Here is a 20,258-nt window from a genome sequence, read left to right on the forward strand (position 1 = left end):
AATTTATCTGTTTTCTCCACTCTTAGAAAATTTGTTCTGTGATATTCTATCCAATGATTTTTCACTTATCCATTTATCGATCACCTCTTTTTTAAACTTCCACTGACCAGCGATTTTGAGGGAGGGGATTTGACCAGAACGAGCTAGCTTATAGATGGTATGTTCATCCATTTGGAGATATTCAGCAACTTGCTTGACCGTCATTATCTCTTTTTCTTTCTCCTTCATAACCTAACCTTTTTATTTTATCAAACCACAAAATATAATAAAATAATACAATATAAACCAAGAGATGTCAACTTTTTGACAATGCAAGGGTTTATGAGTTGATGGGTTGGTGGTTTTTTATCCGACTTGAGATTATTCATTTTCAAAACTTCTATACTCATAACAACTCACAAACTCATTAACTCATTAACTCATTAACTCACTAATCCATTAACCCACTAATTTGCTTGACAAACCGAATTATTTGTTTTATTTTTGTTTCTGTAAATAATAATTTTTTATGACTTACGGAAATGAAATATTTAGAGTTTAAAAATGCGGTTAGGGAGTTCCCCATAATATCATCCACCCATATTTTTAATATCAATAAGGGCACTCGGACTCTTAAAACCCAGTTAGTCGGATGGCAAAAGAAGGGTTTAGTTATCAAATTGAAGAGAGGGCTATACATTTTAAATGAGCGGGACAGGAAACATGAACCGTCCAGAATATTCCTTGCCAATGCCCTATATTCACCATCTTATGTGAGTACAATTTATGCCCTGGGTTACTATGATTTAATTCCTGAAAAGGTGGTTGATGTTACATCAGTTACTACCAAAAAGACTACGAAATTTACAAATCCTTTTGGTACCTTCATTTATCAGCACTTGAAAACCAATTTATTTTTTGGTTTCAAAGAGATTGAAGATGAAAATGGTTTTCCTGTTCTTATTGCAGAGCCAGAAAAGGCAGTGCTTGATTTCATTTACTTAAATTTACAGGATTTTAAAAGTAAAAATGAGGATGTCTTCAGTCTCTCATACAGGTTCCAAAATTTAGATATACTGAGAAGGAGATACCTTGTTGATTTTGCTAAAAAATACGAAAACAAGGAAATGCTTGATGTAGTAGAAAATTTATTAAGCTTTATGAAAGAAGAGAGATAATTTATGCTTGATTTAATAAAGCGAAGTATCAAAGGCATTCCAGACAGTGAGATGAAAGTTCACATCACCAGAGAATTTTTGCAATTACTTATATTAAAGATTATTTCCGATAAAGATTATTTTAAGAATCTCGCCTTTGTTGGGGGAACAGCATTGAGATTTCTTTATAGCCTAAGGAGATTTTCAGAAGACCTCGACTTTTCACTGATTAATAAAGAAGGTTATAAATTTGAGAGTTTTTTGGGAAAAATTACTTATGAATTAGAAAAATATGGCCTTTCTGTAGAGATTAAGAAAAGTGCAAAAGAACCTGTCCAATCCGCCATGGTTAAATTTAAAGATATTTTGTATCTTTTAGGATTATCCAGGCAAAAGGGCCGAAGACTTTCAATTAAGCTTGAAATAGACTCAAATCCACCTGTGGGTTGGAATACAGAGCTTTCTTTAGTGAATAAGCATTTTGTTTTTACAGTCCTACATTTTGATATTCCCTCTCTTTATGCTACAAAGATTCATGCCTGTTTTTTTAGAAAATACATTAAAGGAAGGGACTTTTATGATCTCATATGGTACTTTGGGAAAAAGGCTATGCCTAATTTTGAGCTTCTCAATAATGCCATAGAGCAGACAGAAAAAAAGAGAATGGATTTAAATGCGAAAAATTTTAATGATTTTTTAAAAGAAAGATTAATAGGTATCGATTTTGCAAAAGTAAGGAAAGATGTAGAGAGATTTATAGAGGACAAGAACGAACTCAAATTATTGAACAGGGATGTGATTTTAAAACTTCTGAATAAAGAGTTGATGAGTTTATGAGTTTATGAGTTTAGGAGTTTAGGAGTTAGAGTTGGAGTATTAATAAGAGATGATACAACAACTAATAGTGAATGGAATTATTGCAGGAAGCATTTACGGCTTAGTCGCTATTGGATTCACAATTATTTACCGCACGGTTAAATTTTTTCATTTTGCCCATGGGGTGGTTTATACAATAGGGGCTTACCTTGCTTACACTTTTATTAACTCACTAACCCATCAACTCCCAAACTCATTAACTGTTTATATAACCTCTTTTCTTCTATCCGTAATCCTTGCTGCTATTCTTGGAATCGCTATTGATAGATTAGTCTATTATCCTCTCCGACGGCAGAATGCATCAAATCTGATTTTTCTCCTTGCCTCATTCGGTGTTTTTATCTTTCTTCAGAATCTGATTCAACTCATATACGGGGCACAAATTCTCACGATTAGAACTGGACCCATAAAAGAGGGACACCATTTCCTTGGTGCAGTGATTACCGATATTCAAATCTTAATACTGGTGGTTTCCATCATTCTTATGATACTGCTCTGGTTCTTTATTCAGAAGACAAAACTAGGTAAGGCAATGAGGGCTGTTTCGGATGATCCTTTAGCAGCAAATTTGTCGGTATAAATCCTGAAAAGATAATCATGTCCTCATTTGCTATTGGTTCTGCCCTGGCTGGTGCTGCTGGAATACTTATTTCTTTTGAAACCAATATTGAACCCACCATGGGATTTAGTGCTCTTCTGAAAGGTATTATTGCCTCTATTATTGGTGGGATTGGCAGTATCCCTGGAGCTGTGCTTGGTGGATTCTTTCTTGGACTGGTTGAGAACCTTGGTATCTGGAAGATATCTGCTGGATGGAAGGATTGTATTGCGTTTGTAATACTCATAATCTTTCTATTGATAGGACCATGGGGTTTATTGAGTAATAAAACGGAGAAATTGAGTTTGTGAGTTTGGGAGTTTGTGAGTTTGTGAGTTTGTGAGTTTGGGGGTTTGTGAGTTGGTGAGTTATGGAGTTAGGAGTTAGGAGTTAGGAGTTAGGGAGTTTAGGAGTTTAAGAGTTTAAGAGTTTAGGAGTTAGGGAGTTATGGCGAAAATAGAAAAGTTTGAAGATATTGAGGCCTGGCAAAAGGCAAGAAGTTTAGTTAAAGAAGTTTATAGAGTTTGTGGATTTGAGAGATACAAAAAAGATTATAATCTTATTGATCAAACGAGAAGCTCTGCAATTTCAATTATAGCTAACATTGCAGAAGGTTATGCCAGACGAACAAATAAAGAATTTATAAATTTTCTTGGAATGGCACATGCTTCAGCAGCAGAGCTTCAATCACATCTTTATGTCGCTTTAGATCAGAGGTATATTTCTGATCAGGATTTTAGGATCATTTATTCATTAGCAGATCAAGTTTCTAAAATGATCCAGGGCTTTATTACTTACTTGAAAAACTCCCAAACTCCAAAACTCAAGAACTCTCAACTCAAAAGGAAAAATTAATGGAACATTTACTTCATATATTAGTAATCGCTGGAATATACATCATCTTGACTCTGAGCCTTAATCTCATTGTTGGATATACAGGACTGCCTGCACTGGGTCATGCAGCCTTTTCCTGCATTGGTGCGTATACGTCGAGTCTGCTTGCGCTGTATATTGGGGTATCCCCATGGATAGGATTATTGATAGGGGGATGTTTGGCAGCTCTGTCAGGCATTATAATAGGATATCCTGCAGTACGATTAAAAGGGGATTATCTTGCTCTGGCAACATTCGGGATGGGAGTTATTGTTTACTCCATCGCTAAGAACTGGGTATCCCTTACAAGGGGTCCAATGGGACTTCCCGGAATCCCCGGGTTTTCTATTTTTGGTATCCAGCTATCAGAGATATGGTCTTACCTGCTTCTGGTTTCGGTTTTTGTGGCAATTACCATATTTGTTATTAACAGGATAGTAAATTCTCCATTTGGCAGGATACTTCGGTCTATCAGAGAGGACGAAATTGCCTCAGAGGCTTTAGGAAAAAATACAACCAAATATAAACTCCTGGTTTTTATTATCGGAGCATTCTTTGCTGGTATTGCTGGAAGCCTTTATGCTCACTACATAACCTTTATTGACCCTTCAAGCTTCACTGTTATGGAATCCATAACCATTCTTCTTATGGTTATCTTTGGAGGAATGGGGAGCATATCAGGTTCTATAGTGGGAGCAGTGGTTTTGGTAGTATTTCCTGAACTTTTGAGATTTCTTGGAATGCCGTCTTCAATCGCAGCGCCTATGAGGCAAATGATATATGGATTGTTGCTCGTATCTCTTATGCTTAAAAGACCTCAGGGAATAATGGGGGTTTATAAGTTTAAGTAAGTTTTTGAATTTATGAGTTAATGAGTGATGAGTTATATTTTGCGAATAAAAAATCTTGTTAAGGAGTTTGATGGATTAAGGGCGGTAGATGACCTATCCTTTGATATTAAGAGAAATACTATCACTGCATTGATTGGACCGAATGGTTCAGGTAAGACCACTGTGTTTAACATAATAAGCGGTTTCTTAAAGCCAGAAGGAGGCAAGGTTATTTTTCAACTCAATAACTCATCAACTCATGAACTCACAAAACTTAGTCCTTATAGAATAGCCAGACTGGGTATTTCGCGGACATTTCAGAATATCAGATTATTCCCCCAGATTACGGTAATGGAAAATATGTTACTTTCGACCAGATATGAGAAGGGTGAAGGACTCATACCTGCACTTCTCCAGTCAAAGATCATGAAGGATGAGGAACGGAGAAATAGAGAAAAGGACATGGGATATCTTGAATTGGTAGGTCTTACTGATAAGAAAGATGAGCTTGCACAAAATCTATCGCATGGACAGAGAAGATTGCTTGAGTTAGCACGGGCACTGGCAACAGAAGCAGAACTCTTTTTACTGGATGAACCGACAGCAGGTGTCTTCCCAAATATGAGAATTAAGATTCTGGATGTGCTTGAGAAATTAAAAACCAAAGGCAAGACTATCCTACTCATTGAGCATGATATGAAGGTAGTGACAGGGATTTCCGATAATGTAATTGTGTTGAATTACGGTCAAAAGATTGCTGAAGGGCCTCCAGAGGTGGTAACCAGAGATGAGAGGGTTATAGAAGCCTATCTTGGCAAGAAAAGGAGTTCGGGAGTTGGAGAGTTCAGGAGTTGAGGAGTTAAAAAATGAACTATAATCAAAAAAAATTTGATAATAAATTTCTAACTCAAAAACTCACTAACTCAAAAACACATTTAACTCTTTTAGAAGTAAAAAACTTAACAGTACATTACGGCTCTGTCCTCGCTCTGGATGATATTTCTCTCTCTGTCAATGGGGGAGAAATTGTGGCAATGATAGGTCCGAATGGTGCTGGAAAATCTACAGCTTTAAAGGCAATTTGTGGTCTTGTAAAATCCACATCAGGAGAAATCTTATTTCAGGGAGAAGATATAAATGGCAATCAGCCATATCAACTGGTTGAGAAAGGATTATGCCTTGTGCCAGAAGGAAGACGAGTTTTTACTTCAATGACTGTTTTAGAGAATTTGGAGATGGGAGCTTATACCAGAAATGATAAAAATATTCAGGAAGATATTGATAGAGTATTTACTTTATTTCCTGTTCTCAAGAAAAGACAGAAACAGAGAGCAGGAACATTGAGTAGTGGAGAACAACAGATGCTTGCTATTGGCAGGGCACTGATGCTAAAACCAAAACTGCTTTTATTAGATGAACCATCACTGGGACTTTCTCCAAATTATATGGAAACTGTATTTGAAAAGATAAAAGAAATTAACAAAGAGGGAACTATAATTCTCCTCGTGGAGCAGAATGCCAGGATGGCTCTGGAATATGCTGATAGAGGCTATGTATTTAAAATAGGCAAAATTGCTTTTGAGGATAATGCAAAAAACCTCCTTGAAAATGATGAAATTAAACAGTCATTTTTAGGAGGATAAATTAAGAAAAATATTTATCATACTTTTAAAAAGTAAAGGGAATAGAAAGACACCATAAACTTGTAGATTCAAGTATATAACCAAGGACATTTATATAAATTTTAGTAAGAAGTAGGTGTAGAGGTTTTATCTATTATAATTGAAATAGAATTGGTAGGATGAAGCTTTAACAAGGAAATCTTTTACTGAGCTGAATGATTCTATGCAGTAGAATTCGTCTTCGATTAATCTGTGAGAGGATTCTACATTGGCATTAGCATTGGGGTAATGTGTCCGTAGGATCCCTAATCGGGATAGGTTATGTTTTTTACTTATCTTTGATTCTTTTCCCAAAAATCTCACAGAGAATAGCCAGTCAATGGGGTATGGTCTTATCACTCATTACCCTCAATTTAATCAATTCTATTGTACCATTATATGCATGAAATTTTCAGAAAATGGATAAAAAATATTTTGATTTTTGAAGTATTTTTTATTATACTTAAAAAGTAACATAAGAGAAGTAAATGCGTCAGGTTCATGTTCATAAGGGTAATTCGGGCGGAATTAGGGATTATTTTTTGTATGATCCTTTTCTAACAAATAATAATGAGAAAATGTGATTAAATTTATGAATAATAAACAGTTAACAATTAACGAGCGAAATGAATTAGGTAGCCATGAAGAGCAACTTTTGCTTTTTTCATTAGTACCCCCTAATTTTATGTTAGCCGATCGAAATAGTGGAGGATATGATATGAAAAGATGTTATGAATTGAAGAATTGTGGAATGGACAAGAAGTCCCCAGAAGAAGGTAGTTGTCCAGCCTATGCATCAAGTACAGATTGCTGGTACTATGACTGGGAATCCTTCTGGAAAGAGATGGCAGATGGTCCAGAAAAGGAAGAAGGAAAGAAGGGAATGTTAGCTGACTGCTCTTCTTGTCCGGTGAGAGAAGTACACAAAGAGGAAGTGGATCTGTTCATGTCAAAGGTTCGTCAAGTGTAGAGTGGTTGATCTGAATGTACCGAAGAGTAGCAAATGACGGCTAACAACGCCATGCACCCTGACGCGAATTCCGCTGCGCTCCATTCCCGCCGGTGATGGCGACATTATGTTGCTACGTGTAGCTGATAGGTGCGAGAGAAAATGAAGAGGATGTTGTGGATTCCAATCGCCTACATGGCAGTTTTCGGCGTATTGCTGCTTATTGCCTGGCCCCATCTTGATGCCACGGGAACCATCGGTGTGGTAAGCGTACTCGGAGGCGGCTTAGCCGGCGTGGTCGGCGCATTCGTTGGTGCGGTGGTCGCCCTGCAACGGATAGAAAAGGAGAGCCAGACCAAGATCAAAGAATCTGCCGCCTCCCAAGCCCTGGAGCTCACGAAACTCGAGATTGGCCTACGATTGAAGGAGGGCAAGCAACACCAACTCTTGGCAGCCGCCAAGATCTATCGTGAATTCTACAAGGCTCTCTTCAAACTCTATGACACTAAGAGGTGGCCTAAGGAAATTGAACAGCAAGGGCTCATCAACATTTACGACTTCGGCGGAGGTCATCCATCTGATGCGAAAGGTCAAGACGAAGAGGCCACATAACAATTCACTCCAGCCGACCGCTCGGCTTAGCCTCGCGGCGACTGAGTTAGAGCGTTATGTAAATTATTACAGAAGGAGTTAAAGATGCCAATATATGAAGATTTAAAAAATGAATTACAAGAAATTTCAGAAATATTATCTAAATTTCCTGAATCTATCCAACCTAAAGTTTTTGATATTTTAATAAACAATTTTCTAGGTCGAACAGGAAGTGAAAAAATGAACAAAAAAGAAAATGATATAGACAAAAAAACAAAAGATAAAAAAGGTTCTAAACGGAAAATATCTTCAAAAGAAACCTTCACAATAGTTAAGGATTTAAATTTAATGGGACCAAAAGATAAACCAACTTTTAAAGATTTTTATGGTGGAAAAAAACCAAAATCAAATATAGAATTTAATGTAGTTTCGATTTACTATTTAAAAAAGATACTTAATATAGAAAAGGTAAATCTTAATCATATTTATACTTGCTATAAAGAAGTGGGAAGGAAAATTCCGAGCAATTTAAAGCAGAGCATATATGATACTTCAGGTCCCAAATACGGTTACATTGATGCGAGTAATTCAAATGATCTAAAATTACCCACTACTGGCGAGAACCTCGTTGAGCATGAACTGCCTCGAAAAAAGAAAAAATAGGATATTAAAGTGGATACTAAAATTTTACTTGAAAATATACCTAGTAAGATTCGTGATGAGCTATTTAATGCATTTAATGAAATCTTAAAAAACTATCGTGAACAAAGATGGGAACCATCTGAACTGAATGGCGGAAAACTTTGTGAAATTATTTACACAATACTAAATGGCTATATAAATGGCCAAATTCCTGACAAACCTAAAAAGCCCAATAATTTCGTTGATGCTTGTAGAAAATTAGAATCATCCCCTACGTCTTTTTCACATTCAATAAGAATACAAATACCAAGAATGTTGATAGCTTTATATGAAATTTGAAATAATAGAGGTGTTGGGCATTCTGGAGGCGATGTTAATCCTAATAAAATGGATGCTACAGTTGTTGTTTATATGAGCAAATGGTTAATGGCTGAGTTAATCAGAATATTTTACAAAATTGATTCAGATGAAACACAATTAGCAATCAATAATATTATTGAAACCATTATTCCTGTTGTATGGGAAGTAGATGGAAAGTTAAGAATACTTCACCCTGAATTGAAAATGAAGGATTCTACTTTATTGCTTTTGTATCATTCAAGAAATGGTTTAAGTGAAAAGAAGTTAGTTGAAAATTTAGAACATTCAAACCTGTCTGTGTATCGACGGGATATTTTAACAAAACTTCATAAGAAACGTTTCATAGAATTTAACGAAAAAACCAAAATAGCAAAGATTTCGCCAAAAGGGAGAAATTATGTTGAGAATAATCTTTTAAAAAATTTAACATAACAAAACGCTCCGCCTGACCGCCATTCCGCTGGCATCTTATAGCGGTAGGTGAGATTGGTAGTTAGTAAAAAAGAAGAAAGTAGAAATTGTGAAACTACAAAACCCAATTGATAACACAGGCTATATGCTATTAAAACGACATATAGCCTTAACCGCTAGACGCAACGCCTATTTTGATATCTGAAAATGTTGTGGTGAACTATGACAAATAAAGTAGGTCGTAAAGAGATTGTATACAGAGACAATACTATTGATAGGGAGAATCTTCCACTTCCAATAGTGCTCTACCCTGGATTCTACGGGGCTTTTTTTGGTTTTCGGCAAACAGAAGTTTCTCCCATTATCTTGTGTTCATGCGCGAAAGAGGCAATCGAAAACTATCTGAGGTTCCGGATATCGAAGCCGATTCCACTAAATACAGACCCTGGCAGAATGTTCGTTTTGGATTCTATGTACTTTCCACGAGCTCTAGTTGACATTTTGATGAAGCACAATGTACAAAATAACTATAAAGTAATTAATCACCTTCTATTTGAAAACAATCTTTGTCACGAGTGTAATGGGGTTATCCCAAAATATCGTTACTGTCACGAAATGTATGGAGGCGCATTTAAGCAAAACTATGGGTGGTACATAAATAAACAGGCATACGAATTTGGTATTGAACCGATATCAAACCGTGTACTTCCTGAGGTATGTCCAAGGGAAATACTAGAAATTATCAAGCTCGACCCTATAGAAACACCCAAACGTTATCAGGAATTAGTAGAAACCAACCCTGCTGAGGCAGATAGGTTATGGAAGAAATTTCAAAAACAGAACAGGCGCGTTTGGAATATCATTGAAAACGAGGTAAGACAAAAATTTGGGCATAGAAAAATCGGGGAATCCTGGACTAGCGAAACCATTCTGTATTACATCGTACAGTCTCTTTTCCAAGACATGACTGTTATAAGACACTATCGCTCTGAATTCCTTCAAGGATTAGAACTTGATATATTTATTAAAGAACTAAAAGTAGGTATTGAGTATCAAGGTATACAGCACTTTGAGCCAGTGGATCACTGGGGTGGTATAAAAGCTCTGCAGAAATTAAAGGCACGAGATAAAAAGAAAAGAGATATATGCAAATCTTCGGGCATAGATCTTATCTACTTTAAATATGACGAAGACTTAAGCAATGATTTGGTATTGGCTAAGTTAAAAAAATACATTGAAAAATTTTAAACTTGGCACTGCTTCTAACGGTGAATAAAAGGCTTCGCTATGCTTCACCTAAATTGTCTTCGGCAACTTCTATTATCCGAAAACCTTTATACGCCATTGCTTGTAATGGAATGGAGGTTATAAACCATGATGCATAAAGGGACACGAACTACAGGTGGGAATATGCCTGCAAAACTTAAACAGAAAGTCAATAAACTATTAGACGAATTCGGAACCTTAGTCCAAGGCATTTCACAGGAGCGTCATCTTCAGAGAGCAGTTGTAAGAAGTTTGTTAACTTGTAGCTTAGTAGCGCTTTTGGACAAGAACAACCTTTTCATCCTTGCGCAGCGTCACTTTGGGATGCCGTCCTCTCTATTTATTTATGTTCCTGAAAAGCAACTAACCCCACAGCAAGCATTAGGTAGTGCTCGATGGGAATTTGGCCTTGAGGACCCGTTTCTGATCGTTTTCCCAAGCGCGTTGCTCGAACAAGAGGAAGTACAACGGCGGCCAGCATTAGAGGCAATTGCTGTTGCTCATGTTGATTCCGAATTTCAGAGGGTAATAAAGATGACAAGTCTTATACAAATCAATCCATTATTTGGTCCTGCATCATATAGTGTAGATGAGCGATTAGCTTTCGTACTTATGCCTTTTGCTGAGGATCTAACAAGGGTCTATACTTCCATTATCAAGCCCACGGTTGAGGCGACAGGTTTAGTTTGCCGTCGCGCTGATGATTTCAAAACTAATAAAGCGATAATTCAAGATATTTGGAAAGCAATCTGTGAAGCACGAATCGTTATTGCCGACCTTACTGATTTGAATCCCAATGTGATGTATGAGCTAGGAATTGCACATACAGTTGGTAAAGAGACAATTTTGATCTATCAACGTGGAAGAGGAAAGGATCCCAAGTTCCCATTTGATCTGGCACATATTCGAAGAATACAATACGAGGACAGTGCTACGGGTGGGAAGAAATTAGAAAACGACCTTTCCGATACATTGAAATCTATACTTGAACCAACAGCAGTATCTTAAAATTACCATAAGAATAGCAACGGCGTATACCAGAGTGTATATGGCTTCGGTTTCGCCTCCGTTCAAATTCCTCGCTTTGCTTTAAACTTCGGATATGTCCGGATCGTTATATGACATCTGGCTTCAGTTATTTCACAAAGTAGTGAAGTAAATATGATGATCAATATCGACTATAAAAGCGGAATTAAAACCCTTCTGGATGAGTATAAGGGGGTTCTTAACGAAGAAATTAAAAAGGGATTGGAATGGAGACACAAAATAGAGAGTAGAAAATTGTCCTGTGAAGATCAACAGGAGTTATTGAAAGATGTAATTGCTCAATTACTTGTTCAGGGGAAAAGTGCAAAGGGAGTAGAAATACAGATCAATAACATTAAAGAAGTAATTGGAGAATGGAGTACAAAAAACGTTGAGAAAAACTTGGATACTTTGGGAATGTCAAACAGGAAAATACAGAAGTTGAGAGATATTTTACAGTATTTAAAAAGCAACTCTATTGCTGTTTGGGTAATTAAACTGCATGAAGATAACAATCACATACCTCGTATGGGATTAAAAAGCGATGATGATTTTCTCAAATCCCATGGTTTTTATGAACATTTACCTGTTGACAGGCATACTCAACGTTTTTTATTTAGAACAGGCATAATTCAGTGGTATCTAAAGAAAAATAACGATGATGTGTTAACCTTGTTTTCGGAAACATATGAAAAGAAATATAAATTTTTCCAGAAAATCGTAGTAGCACTTTGTGAAAAGTTCTGTGATGATGTATACATACAGATTCCAGATGTAAAGTTGAGATTAGCAGAAAATCCAGGCATTCTTGACATTGTGATATGGCGTCATTGTGGAGAAGATGAAAATCTGGGTTGTAGAAATATCTGTGGAAATATATCAAGATGTAATGAATGTGTATTTAAGGAGGCTTGTTTATGGCATTTATTGAAATAATCTCGAAGCTCAATGCCTCGCTACCATCATGGTTTGCCCTTATGATTTAGTTCGAAATAAAAATATGGTTACCCTTTATGGACAATTTTCCAACATTGCATTTGAGATTTGGAAATACAATAAATAAGGAAGTATTTGCGCATACGCCCCGTAGTCTCAGTTCTTATTGATTAACATCGGGATTGCCTATGATCCGTGCCTGCTCTCCATTTTACAGGCTCCCAAAGATTCTTACCCTCGTTGGCTTTGTTCCGATTTCTATTATGAAAGACTTTTTATAGTTAAAGAAGGAGAAGAAGTCTTCATTTTAACAGAGCTGGATTTGAATTAAAAAGATAAATCTATTAATGATAAATGTATCTTTTAAAAAAACACACCAGACAGGTGTCATCGTAAGATTGCGTTTTAACTTAGTCGAAACAGGAAAGAGGTATATCTATTCCCACCAATTACCCTAATAAAAATCGATATTTAATTCATTCGCTACTTTTTCCTAAAAATGTAAAATGATTAGGTGGGATTTATTTAATTTTTTGCATTATTATTAAATACTTAAATCCTCTTAAATAGAAATTATACTTTTTAGCTCTTTGATGCCAGATGGGAGTATTTGAAGTCTGATTATGTCTTGCCACACAGACAATATCTACTGGTTTAAAATATTTTTCGAGAATAGAGTACATCTTAAATCCTACTGGTACAAATATTTTCTTTTTTGCTTGATCTCCAATAAGCCAAGCAATATACTTTCCTTTCTTTAAAATTCGATGTGCTTCTTTTGCAACCTTATCTAATTCTTCGAAAAATCTGGGATTTTCACAAGAAATATTACCAATATTGTCTGGGCGGTCATTGTACCTAATGTTGTCTGAATAAGGTGAATCTATAAAAACAAAATCTGCTACCCCGTTCTTTAATGGTAATCTTCTAGCGTCGGCTTGTTTTATATCCTTCCTATAAGGAACAATATCAAAACCTAAAACCTTTCGTTTTTCCTCTTTGCAAACATCAATAGTAGTTCCACTCCCACACATTGGATCTACTACTAATTCACCTTCTTTGGTGTATCTCTGAATTAAATTCCAAATAACGAATGCAGGAGTTACTCCTCTATATTTATTGTCTCCGTGAGGTCTATTACCATAATTTTGTGTTGGATAGTCCCAAAGAGTTGTGGTTTCAAATGGAGGCTTATTATTATTTCTCATTCTCCAGTAATTTTTTTAGATCATCAATGAAATGTTCAAAGAGTTTTACTTTATCACTTTCCTCAACTTCTTCATCAGTTAAAACATAACTTCCATCTAGATCTATCTCAACGATAGCTCTCCCTTTTTTAGGAGGAACTTTTCGTGTTAGAGTTCCATCTTCATCAGGGGTAATGAAGTAAACTTTAACGTGTTCGGTTGCTCTATCCTGTGAAAGTTTAAGCTTCCAATAACCTGTTTGGGCAATCCGTTCTCTCAAGGTCACCTTACTTGAAATAGCAGCCAAAACCTTACAATTCTCTGGATTATAAATAATTATATCAACATCTGGTAGATGCAAGCCAAATTCACCATAATCAATTGCTAAGTTCCTTTTCACTTGACTCAGCTCTTTAGATAAATTTATTGTTCTTTCTAATTTATTTCCATTAACAACTTTTAACCCAAGTTCTTCAACTTCATCAGTAATAATATATTGAACTAACTTTTCTAGATTTTTACCCTTAAATGCTCTCCAGCTTTGTTCATGATCTCCATTTGGGGTAGGATTCTTTAACCAGTCTTGTCTATGAATCTCTTTTGCTTCTTTTAATAATTCCGAAATATGCTTGTATGCGTTTACTCCAAACTTCTTTTTTTTCTTTAAATATAAATTCTTTAAATCTTCGAAATTCATTTTTTACTCCTTTAAGCCAATTATAATATATTCAAAGGGGTAGGCTTCTGAATTTGCTTTATCATTATTAGCAAATCTCCCTGTCTTTTCATCCCTTTTTTGAGGAAGTATTTTTAGGGGGATTTCCCTTTTTATGATTTTATCCAATTTAAACCCTGAATATTGTAAACTCTCTGAAAAAACTTCAGCATTTAAAATGCTTATACCTTTCAATACAGTATTACCAATTACATAGCAACATCGTCCCCCTCTTTTTAAAATCCTATAACTTTCATCAAATACATCTTGCATATCGATAAAAAAAGTCTCGATCTCTTTAGCCATCTTTTTACTCTTTTGCTTCATTTTATCAACGATATTTTTAGCTATAATACTTTTCAATTTTCTCTTTTCTGAAAGCTTGTAAGCAGAACCAATGAACTTTTTTTTATATGCCGTCAAATTATCTGCAAAATCCAACCAGATAGTAGAAAGTTGATGTAAATCAGCGTATTCATAGCTGGTTACATAAGGACTTGAGCTAACAATTAAATCTACACTATTATCCTCAACAGGCTGTTTTTTAGCATCTTGTGCTTTTATGTTTAAATATTTTATTAGATTTTCTCTAACCTCTTGAGGCACTACTTTATAAAATTCTTCATTCCCCTTTTGCATCTTTTTTAAATGTCTTCTAAACACTTCCAATGGATCGGCAGGCTTTTTTTTTAAATCTCTTGTAGGTTTAGTGCTTCCTTGAAGCCATATAGAACAATTCTTTAAAATATGACTAAAAGCTATTAATAAGAAATCTCTTATAATTTCGTCATATTCTTCGTAAATTACCCTCAAAATTTTCCCCAATTCAATTTTGTTTTTTTCATCAAACCAATAATTTATTCTTTCGATATGTCTTTCTGGAATTAATGGAGTAATATCTTTAGAAAATAGTCCAGATAGTCTAATTAAAGTCCGTTCTATTTTCTTTTCTAGATAATTAGGATCAATTGGTGTAGACTTTACCTTTGTCATTAAATAAGCTATTTTATTTATGTCCGTTCCACTTGCTTTAAATCCTCTCGAGATAGCAGTAACAATTGTCGTTCCACTACCCATAAAAGGATCATTAATATGAGCATCTTTAGTAGTTATATATTCATCAATTAACCTTTCTACCAATTGAGGAATAAATTTTGCTGGATATCGATGATAACAATGTGTCCATTTACCTGTATCTTTTGGTTTTAATTCATTAAAGGACCAACTCTTATCAATTTGTAATTCTCTAAAAAGCTGCAAAATATCTGTATGGTTAAAATAATTAACTTGAGATGTTAGCATTTCATTTCGTTTTATTTCGCTCACTAGTTTCACTATACCTATTCCTTTCTATCCATTTATAAATAGCTTTTTTTAAATCTTCAATTGCCACCGACTTTAAAAGAGAGGATTTTTTCTTTCTTTAGCAAGCCTGTAAATAGTCTTTTTGGTCATCTTTAAATAATTAGCAATTTCTTTTATAGTCATAATGTCTGTTTTCATTGCTAATTCCCTATGATAATTCTTTAGAATCTGGATATACTATACAAATCAATTAAAATAAAGTCAAGAAAATTGTATGAAATTTTACAATATTTTCCATTTTAAGGAAATAATAACAAATTAATGAAATATTGATTTTCATTAGGTTAGCAAGTAGGAATAGATATTCCTTTTTGTCCCGGTAATAATCGGGACATAGGCTGACGAAAGCACTTATCTTGAGTAGGCTTTTTACTAAAAAAAGACTTCCTGAAAAATATCTTATCTTTTAAAAACTTTGTAAATTAAAAACTAAAATATTTCTTTCCTTCTCTTAAAAACAAAATATATCTCAATAACAACCAGGGATAAAATCCAAACAATTTCACATAATCCATTTTTTCACTAAAAAAATTTTTATAACTTTGCAACAACTTTACTGGAGGCAGGCTTTATGGGTAAGATTAATTTTTTAGAATATTTAAAAGACAATACAGTTCTCTTCGATGGAGCTATGGGAACAATGCTATATTCTAAGGGAATTTTTATAAACAGATGCTTTGATGAGGTAAACTTAAGCAATCCTGAGCTTGTAAAAGAAATACATAGCGAATATATAAAGGCAGGGGCAGATGCAATCGAAACAAATACTTTCAGTGCAAACAGATATAAACTCGCAAAATTCGGACTTGTAGACAAACTATATGAAATAAATAAAAGAGGAGCAGAGATTGCAAAAGAAGTTGCACAAGATGATACCTGGATTGCAGGATCTATCGGCCCTCTTGGTGTAAAAATAGAACCAATAGGGCCTACACCTATCGATGAGGCAAAAGATGCTTTTAAAGAACAGATAAAAGCACTAATTGATGGTGGCGTAGATTTACTTATTTTTGAAACCTTCTACGATGTAAATGAAATTCTGCAGGCAATCTCTATTGCAAAAGATTTAACTGATATCCCTATTATTGCTCAGATGACAGTGAATGAAGACGGTAATACTCACTATGGGACACCCTCTGAGGTATTTACAAAAAAACTTGAGGAGGCTGGTGCTGATGTAATCGGAATCAATTGTAGTGTTGGTCCTCAACCAATGCTTGAAGTTGTCAAACGGATGCTAAAGGTTACCAAAAAACCTATCTCCGTACAGCCAAATGCCGGAGTCCCAAGGAATGTAGATGGAAGAAACATTTACCTTGTCTCACCTGAGTACATGGCAGAATACGCAAAAAGATACGTCAATATGGGCGCAAAAATTGTAGGTGGTTGTTGCGGTACCACTCCCCAACATATAAAGGAGATGAGAAAAGCAATTCATTCACTAATACCAAGGAAAAGGTTTGTGGAAATTACTGAGGTCAAAAAGGAGATAGCAAGACTGAAGCCTGTACCACTCGAGCAAAGATCAAATTTCGCTAAAAAATTAAAACAGGGGGAATTTGTAACCAGTGTCGAGATGGTACCCCCAAAAGGTATAAACTCAGAAAAGGAAATTGAAAAGGCAAAAAGATTAAAAGAGGCAGGTGTTGATGCAATAAACATTCCCGATGGTCCAAGGGCTCTTGCAAGAATGGGAGCAAGTTACCTTGCAAAAATTTTACAGGATGAAGCAGGGATAGAAACCATACTGCATTATACCTGTAGAGATAAAAATCTCCTTGGGATAATGTCGGATTTACTTGGTCTCCATTCAATAGGAATTAGAAATCTTTTAATAATAACGGGTGATCCACCAAAGATGGGAGATTATCCTGATGCCACAGCAGTATTTGATGTAGATTCAATTGGGCTTGTAAATATAGCTAAAAATTTGAACATGGGAATAGATATTGGTGGAAATTTCATCGGTTCTCAAACTGAATATTTCATCGGTGTCGGAGTCAATCCCGGAGCTGTAGGTCTGGACTATGAACTCGAAAGATTCGGATGGAAAATAAAAGCCGGTGCAGAATTTGCAATTACCCAACCCGTATTCGATCTGGACACATTTTATAATTTCTATAAAAGAATAGAGAATTATAAAATACCAATCATCGCAGGTGTCTGGCCACTTGTAAGCTATAAAAATGCCGAATTCCTGAACAACGAAATACCTGGCATTACCATACCAGACGATATTATGAAAAGAATGAAAAATGCCGAAACTAAAGAGGAAGCTTTAGAAATAGGGCTCCAGGAAGCCATAAAAATAATTAAAAACATCAGAGAAATTGTTCACGGCGTACAGATTTCAATGCCTTTCGGAAGAGTTGAAATCCCAATTAGAATCTTAGAAGAGATTATTTAACATCCCCAAACGAAATATAAAAGTACATAAAAAATAATTCCCGCCAGTAATAGCAATATTGCAGTTTGCATTCCAGGAGAAATTTTAAACTTCCTTCTCTTCTTTTTCTTTACCAATCTGAGGTTTTTTTCTTCAGCCATTTTTACTACCATCTTTTATTGTATTTTTTATCATTTTTAAAAGCTGGCTACTAATATACACAAATAATATCCCTATAAAATATCCTGCGAAAACATCAAGAGGATAATGTACCCCGAGGTAAATCCTGCTAAAACCAACCAATAAGATTATAAGAATAAGCAGAATTTTTATAATAAAATTGAAATGAAAAATAAATGGTACCGTTAAAGCTGTTACATTTGCTGCATGGTTCGATGGGAAACCATATTTACCACCCCTCTTCCCTCTAACTATCGCAGAAGGATACCCATGTGATGGTCTTAATCTTTTTATAGATGGCTTTAATACTCTTGCACAGAAGATGTCTGATAGAGAAACTGATATTATTGTTACTAAGATGGTATATCTAAACCTCTTTCCAAATTTTAAAATACCATAAATTATAAAAAACAGCATAACAGGAATCCAGAAAACCGGGTTTGAAAAAACAGGCATAATAAAATCAAAGAAAGAACTTGATAAGCCTCTATTTATCAGACTAAATAATTTTTTATCTAATAAAATTACTTTACTCATAAAAATTAAAATTCCATTGATTTTAAATTATAAAATATGACAAAGGAAAACAAACTATTTATTACATATTTAACCCACCAGATAGCTTTTTCACTTTTATTTTATCAAAAACAATTTATATTTTTTCAAGTTGACAAACGTTAAAATTTTCAAAAGGAGGAGAAAATGAAATCATATACTAAGTATATCACAGTAAACACCCCCACAAGACGAGCATTTATCAATATAACTCCAGTGGTTGAAAAAGCTGTTGAAGAAAGCGGTGTGAAAGAAGGACTGTGTCTTATTAATGCGATGCACATCACAGCCAGTGTTTTTATTAACGATGATGAAAGAGGTTTACATCAGGACTTTGAAAGATGGCTTGAAGGACTTGCTCCCCATGAACCAATAAGTAGATATATGCACAATCGTACAGGGGAAGATAATGGTGATGCTCACCTGAAAAGAACAATTATGGGCAGAGAAGTTGTCGTTGCTATAACAAACGGTAAACTCGATTTTGGTCCCTGGGAGCAAATCTTTTATGGTGAATTTGATGGCTGTAGACCAAAACGATATTTGATAAAAATAATTGGCGAATAAGTATGAGGCTAAAATGAGTAAAATTAGATTGGGTATTGTAGGCTCAGGTATAGTTGTAAAAGAGTTCCACTATCCAGCACTTAAGGAGCTAACAGACTTATTTGAAATAACTGCTGTAACATCTCGAACAAAGAAAAATGCCGTAGCACTTGCTAAAACGGTAGGCACTGCCCAGGTATTTGATAACATGGAAGAAATGCTCAAATCAGGATTGGTAGATGCTGTTGATCTTGCACTACCTGTTAACTTAAACTATGAATTCATTAAAAATGCTATCAAATACAACGTTCATGTAATTTGCGAGAAACCAGTAGCCCACAACTTAGAATACGGGGAAAAAATTGTTGAGTTATCCCAAAAAACAGATAAAGTAATTTATATAGCTGAAAACTATCGGCATTTTAAATCATTTCACAAGGCTAAAGAATTAATCAAACAGGATAAAATTGGCAATCCATTACACCTGTCATGGATAATCTTTAACGGATTGGATATAAACAACCCATATGCAAAAACTGCTTGGCGCAAGATGCCCAAACACTTAGGTGGATTCATCTCCGATGGAGGTGTACACAATGTAGCATCTATGCGATTGATTCTAGGAGAAATAAAAAATGTTAAAGCTATAACTAAAAATATATCAGGCTATCTCGGTGGATATGACTTCATTACTTCGGTATTTGAATTTGAAAGCGGCGCAACAGGGCATTATACCGTTTTTTATAGTCTAAACAGTGAAGAAGAATTTTTAATATTTGGCGACAGGGGGACACTGAAAATTGGCTATGATTACCTGCAATTCAATGATGATTTAATCAAATTTCCGGAAGAGACCTTTGAAAATTCCTTTAATTATGAATTTATAGACTTTTATAAAATCGTAACCGGGCAGAAACCAAATGACCTTGGTTCCCCCATGGAAGCTTTAAAAGACCTTGAGTTTTTTGAAAAAGCACTGTCAGGTAAAAATAAACAAGAAAGAGAACAATGAAAAAAATTTATCTCGTACCTATAGTTTTAATTTTCCTCTTAACAAAAACTTCAGCTACCGAATTTGTAACTGCATATTCAGATGGCATGATGCTAAACTTCAGAGGAATTGAAAAAGTTTTAAAAGATGAAATGAATTTTATAAAAAGGAGTTAAAA

General features: G+C 35.0%; 25 protein-coding genes and 2 pseudogenes. 19 read left to right on the top strand and 8 right to left on the bottom strand.

All coding sequences use genetic code 11. The features are described 5' to 3' along the window. Positions 1–3: 3 nt before the first annotated feature. Positions 4–228: a helix-turn-helix domain-containing protein gene (locus H0Z29_05505; GenBank protein MBO8130959.1), complete on the bottom strand. Its 225-nt coding sequence runs from the start codon at positions 226–228 to the stop codon at positions 4–6. 293 nt (positions 229–521) lie between these two features. On the opposite strand from H0Z29_05505, the gene H0Z29_05510 reads away from it, so the two are divergent. From H0Z29_05510 to H0Z29_05540, 7 genes and pseudogenes are all read left to right on the top strand, one after another. Further along, on the top strand, positions 522–1,157 hold the full coding sequence (locus H0Z29_05510; GenBank protein MBO8130960.1) for a hypothetical protein: 636 nt from the start codon (positions 522–524) through the stop codon (positions 1,155–1,157). A gap of 3 nt (positions 1,158–1,160) precedes the next feature. Then, complete coding sequence (locus tag H0Z29_05515) at positions 1,161–1,973, top strand: nucleotidyl transferase AbiEii/AbiGii toxin family protein (GenBank protein MBO8130961.1); 813 nt, start codon at positions 1,161–1,163, stop codon at positions 1,971–1,973. 49 nt (positions 1,974–2,022) lie between these two features. Then, positions 2,023–2,921, top strand: a pseudogene (locus tag H0Z29_05520) (branched-chain amino acid ABC transporter permease). Positions 2,922–3,057: 136 nt separating this feature from the next. Then, positions 3,058–3,465, top strand: coding sequence for a four helix bundle protein (locus tag H0Z29_05525; protein ID MBO8130962.1), 408 nt, complete (start codon positions 3,058–3,060; stop codon positions 3,463–3,465). Then, positions 3,465–4,334 (top strand): branched-chain amino acid ABC transporter permease, encoded by an 870-nt coding sequence (locus H0Z29_05530; GenBank protein MBO8130963.1) that lies wholly within the window; start codon positions 3,465–3,467, stop codon positions 4,332–4,334. Before H0Z29_05525 ends, H0Z29_05530 begins: the two co-directional genes overlap by 1 nt. Positions 4,335–4,361: 27 nt before the next feature. Continuing rightward, positions 4,362–5,168, top strand: coding sequence for an ABC transporter ATP-binding protein (locus H0Z29_05535; GenBank protein MBO8130964.1), 807 nt, complete (start codon positions 4,362–4,364; stop codon positions 5,166–5,168). A gap of 11 nt (positions 5,169–5,179) precedes the next feature. Beyond that, positions 5,180–5,956: an ABC transporter ATP-binding protein gene (locus H0Z29_05540; GenBank protein MBO8130965.1), complete on the top strand. Its 777-nt coding sequence runs from the start codon at positions 5,180–5,182 to the stop codon at positions 5,954–5,956. A 126-nt stretch (positions 5,957–6,082) separates the two neighbouring features. On the opposite strand, the gene H0Z29_05545 is transcribed toward H0Z29_05540, so the two are convergent. Next, positions 6,083–6,334, bottom strand: a complete 252-nt coding sequence (locus H0Z29_05545) for a hypothetical protein (GenBank protein MBO8130966.1) — start codon at positions 6,332–6,334, stop codon at positions 6,083–6,085. Positions 6,335–6,725: 391 nt separating this feature from the next. Here H0Z29_05545 and H0Z29_05550 point away from each other — a divergent pair, with 391 nt between their 5' ends. The 8 genes from H0Z29_05550 (at position 6,726) to H0Z29_05585 (ending at position 12,155) form a co-directional block, all read left to right on the top strand. Then, complete coding sequence (locus tag H0Z29_05550) at positions 6,726–6,944, top strand: hypothetical protein (protein ID MBO8130967.1); 219 nt, start codon at positions 6,726–6,728, stop codon at positions 6,942–6,944. Between the two features lie 141 nt (positions 6,945–7,085). Next, positions 7,086–7,535 (top strand): hypothetical protein, encoded by a 450-nt coding sequence (locus H0Z29_05555; protein ID MBO8130968.1) that lies wholly within the window; start codon positions 7,086–7,088, stop codon positions 7,533–7,535. 84 nt (positions 7,536–7,619) lie between these two features. Then, the gene (locus H0Z29_05560) at positions 7,620–8,177 is read left to right on the top strand and encodes a hypothetical protein (GenBank protein ID MBO8130969.1); all 558 of its coding nucleotides are present in this window, start codon (positions 7,620–7,622) and stop codon (positions 8,175–8,177) included. Between the two features lie 9 nt (positions 8,178–8,186). Continuing rightward, positions 8,187–8,495, top strand: a complete 309-nt coding sequence (locus tag H0Z29_05565) for a hypothetical protein (GenBank protein MBO8130970.1) — start codon at positions 8,187–8,189, stop codon at positions 8,493–8,495. Between the two features lie 87 nt (positions 8,496–8,582). Continuing rightward, positions 8,583–8,948 (top strand): hypothetical protein, encoded by a 366-nt coding sequence (locus H0Z29_05570; protein ID MBO8130971.1) that lies wholly within the window; start codon positions 8,583–8,585, stop codon positions 8,946–8,948. Between the two features lie 201 nt (positions 8,949–9,149). Further along, complete coding sequence (locus H0Z29_05575; GenBank protein ID MBO8130972.1) at positions 9,150–10,175, top strand: hypothetical protein; 1,026 nt, start codon at positions 9,150–9,152, stop codon at positions 10,173–10,175. A 342-nt stretch (positions 10,176–10,517) separates the two neighbouring features. Further along, the gene (locus H0Z29_05580) at positions 10,518–11,201 is read left to right on the top strand and encodes a hypothetical protein (protein MBO8130973.1); all 684 of its coding nucleotides are present in this window, start codon (positions 10,518–10,520) and stop codon (positions 11,199–11,201) included. Positions 11,202–11,354: 153 nt separating this feature from the next. Next, positions 11,355–12,155, top strand: coding sequence for a hypothetical protein (locus H0Z29_05585; GenBank protein ID MBO8130974.1), 801 nt, complete (start codon positions 11,355–11,357; stop codon positions 12,153–12,155). 521 nt (positions 12,156–12,676) lie between these two features. Here H0Z29_05585 and H0Z29_05590 read toward each other — a convergent pair. The 4 genes and pseudogenes from H0Z29_05590 to H0Z29_05605 form a co-directional block, all read right to left on the bottom strand. Then, complete coding sequence (locus H0Z29_05590) at positions 12,677–13,363, bottom strand: DNA methylase (GenBank protein ID MBO8130975.1); 687 nt, start codon at positions 13,361–13,363, stop codon at positions 12,677–12,679. After that, entirely contained in the window at positions 13,353–14,039 is a 687-nt protein-coding gene (locus H0Z29_05595; GenBank protein MBO8130976.1) for a DNA modification methylase, read from the bottom strand. Before H0Z29_05595 ends, H0Z29_05590 begins: the two co-directional genes overlap by 11 nt. A gap of 3 nt (positions 14,040–14,042) precedes the next feature. Next, complete coding sequence (locus H0Z29_05600; protein ID MBO8130977.1) at positions 14,043–15,392, bottom strand: hypothetical protein; 1,350 nt, start codon at positions 15,390–15,392, stop codon at positions 14,043–14,045. A 47-nt stretch (positions 15,393–15,439) separates the two neighbouring features. Beyond that, a pseudogene (locus H0Z29_05605) lies at positions 15,440–15,560 on the bottom strand (helix-turn-helix domain-containing protein). A 433-nt stretch (positions 15,561–15,993) separates the two neighbouring features. Here H0Z29_05605 and H0Z29_05610 point away from each other — a divergent pair. After that, positions 15,994–17,829 carry a bifunctional homocysteine S-methyltransferase/methylenetetrahydrofolate reductase gene (locus H0Z29_05610; GenBank protein MBO8130978.1) on the top strand — a complete coding sequence of 612 codons (1,836 nt, stop codon included), beginning with the start codon at positions 15,994–15,996 and terminating at the stop codon, positions 17,827–17,829. On the opposite strand, the gene H0Z29_05615 is transcribed toward H0Z29_05610, so the two are convergent. Both H0Z29_05615 and H0Z29_05620 read right to left on the bottom strand, forming a co-directional pair. Continuing rightward, the gene (locus H0Z29_05615) at positions 17,826–17,969 is read right to left on the bottom strand and encodes a hypothetical protein (GenBank protein ID MBO8130979.1); all 144 of its coding nucleotides are present in this window, start codon (positions 17,967–17,969) and stop codon (positions 17,826–17,828) included. The two genes, H0Z29_05610 and H0Z29_05615, sit on opposite strands and share 4 nt — an antisense overlap. Next, complete coding sequence (locus H0Z29_05620; protein MBO8130980.1) at positions 17,962–18,525, bottom strand: phosphatase PAP2 family protein; 564 nt, start codon at positions 18,523–18,525, stop codon at positions 17,962–17,964. The genes H0Z29_05615 and H0Z29_05620 overlap by 8 nt, the downstream gene beginning before the upstream one ends. Before the next feature lie 165 nt (positions 18,526–18,690). On the opposite strand from H0Z29_05620, the gene H0Z29_05625 reads away from it, so the two are divergent. Genes H0Z29_05625 through H0Z29_05635 form a run of 3 tightly spaced genes read left to right on the top strand, consistent with a single transcriptional unit; the run spans position 18,691 to position 20,256 of the window. After that, complete coding sequence (locus tag H0Z29_05625) at positions 18,691–19,110, top strand: YjbQ family protein (protein ID MBO8130981.1); 420 nt, start codon at positions 18,691–18,693, stop codon at positions 19,108–19,110. A 13-nt stretch (positions 19,111–19,123) separates the two neighbouring features. Next, positions 19,124–20,101 carry a Gfo/Idh/MocA family oxidoreductase gene (locus H0Z29_05630; GenBank protein MBO8130982.1) on the top strand — a complete coding sequence of 326 codons (978 nt, stop codon included), beginning with the start codon at positions 19,124–19,126 and terminating at the stop codon, positions 20,099–20,101. Then, the gene (locus H0Z29_05635; GenBank protein ID MBO8130983.1) at positions 20,098–20,256 is read left to right on the top strand and encodes a hypothetical protein; all 159 of its coding nucleotides are present in this window, start codon (positions 20,098–20,100) and stop codon (positions 20,254–20,256) included. Before H0Z29_05630 ends, H0Z29_05635 begins: the two co-directional genes overlap by 4 nt. The last annotated feature ends 2 nt before the right edge of the window (positions 20,257–20,258 follow it).

The organism is Candidatus Neomarinimicrobiota bacterium (genome assembly GCA_017656425.1).
GTDB lineage: Bacteria > Fidelibacterota > UBA2242 > UBA2242 > B5-G15 > JACDNV01.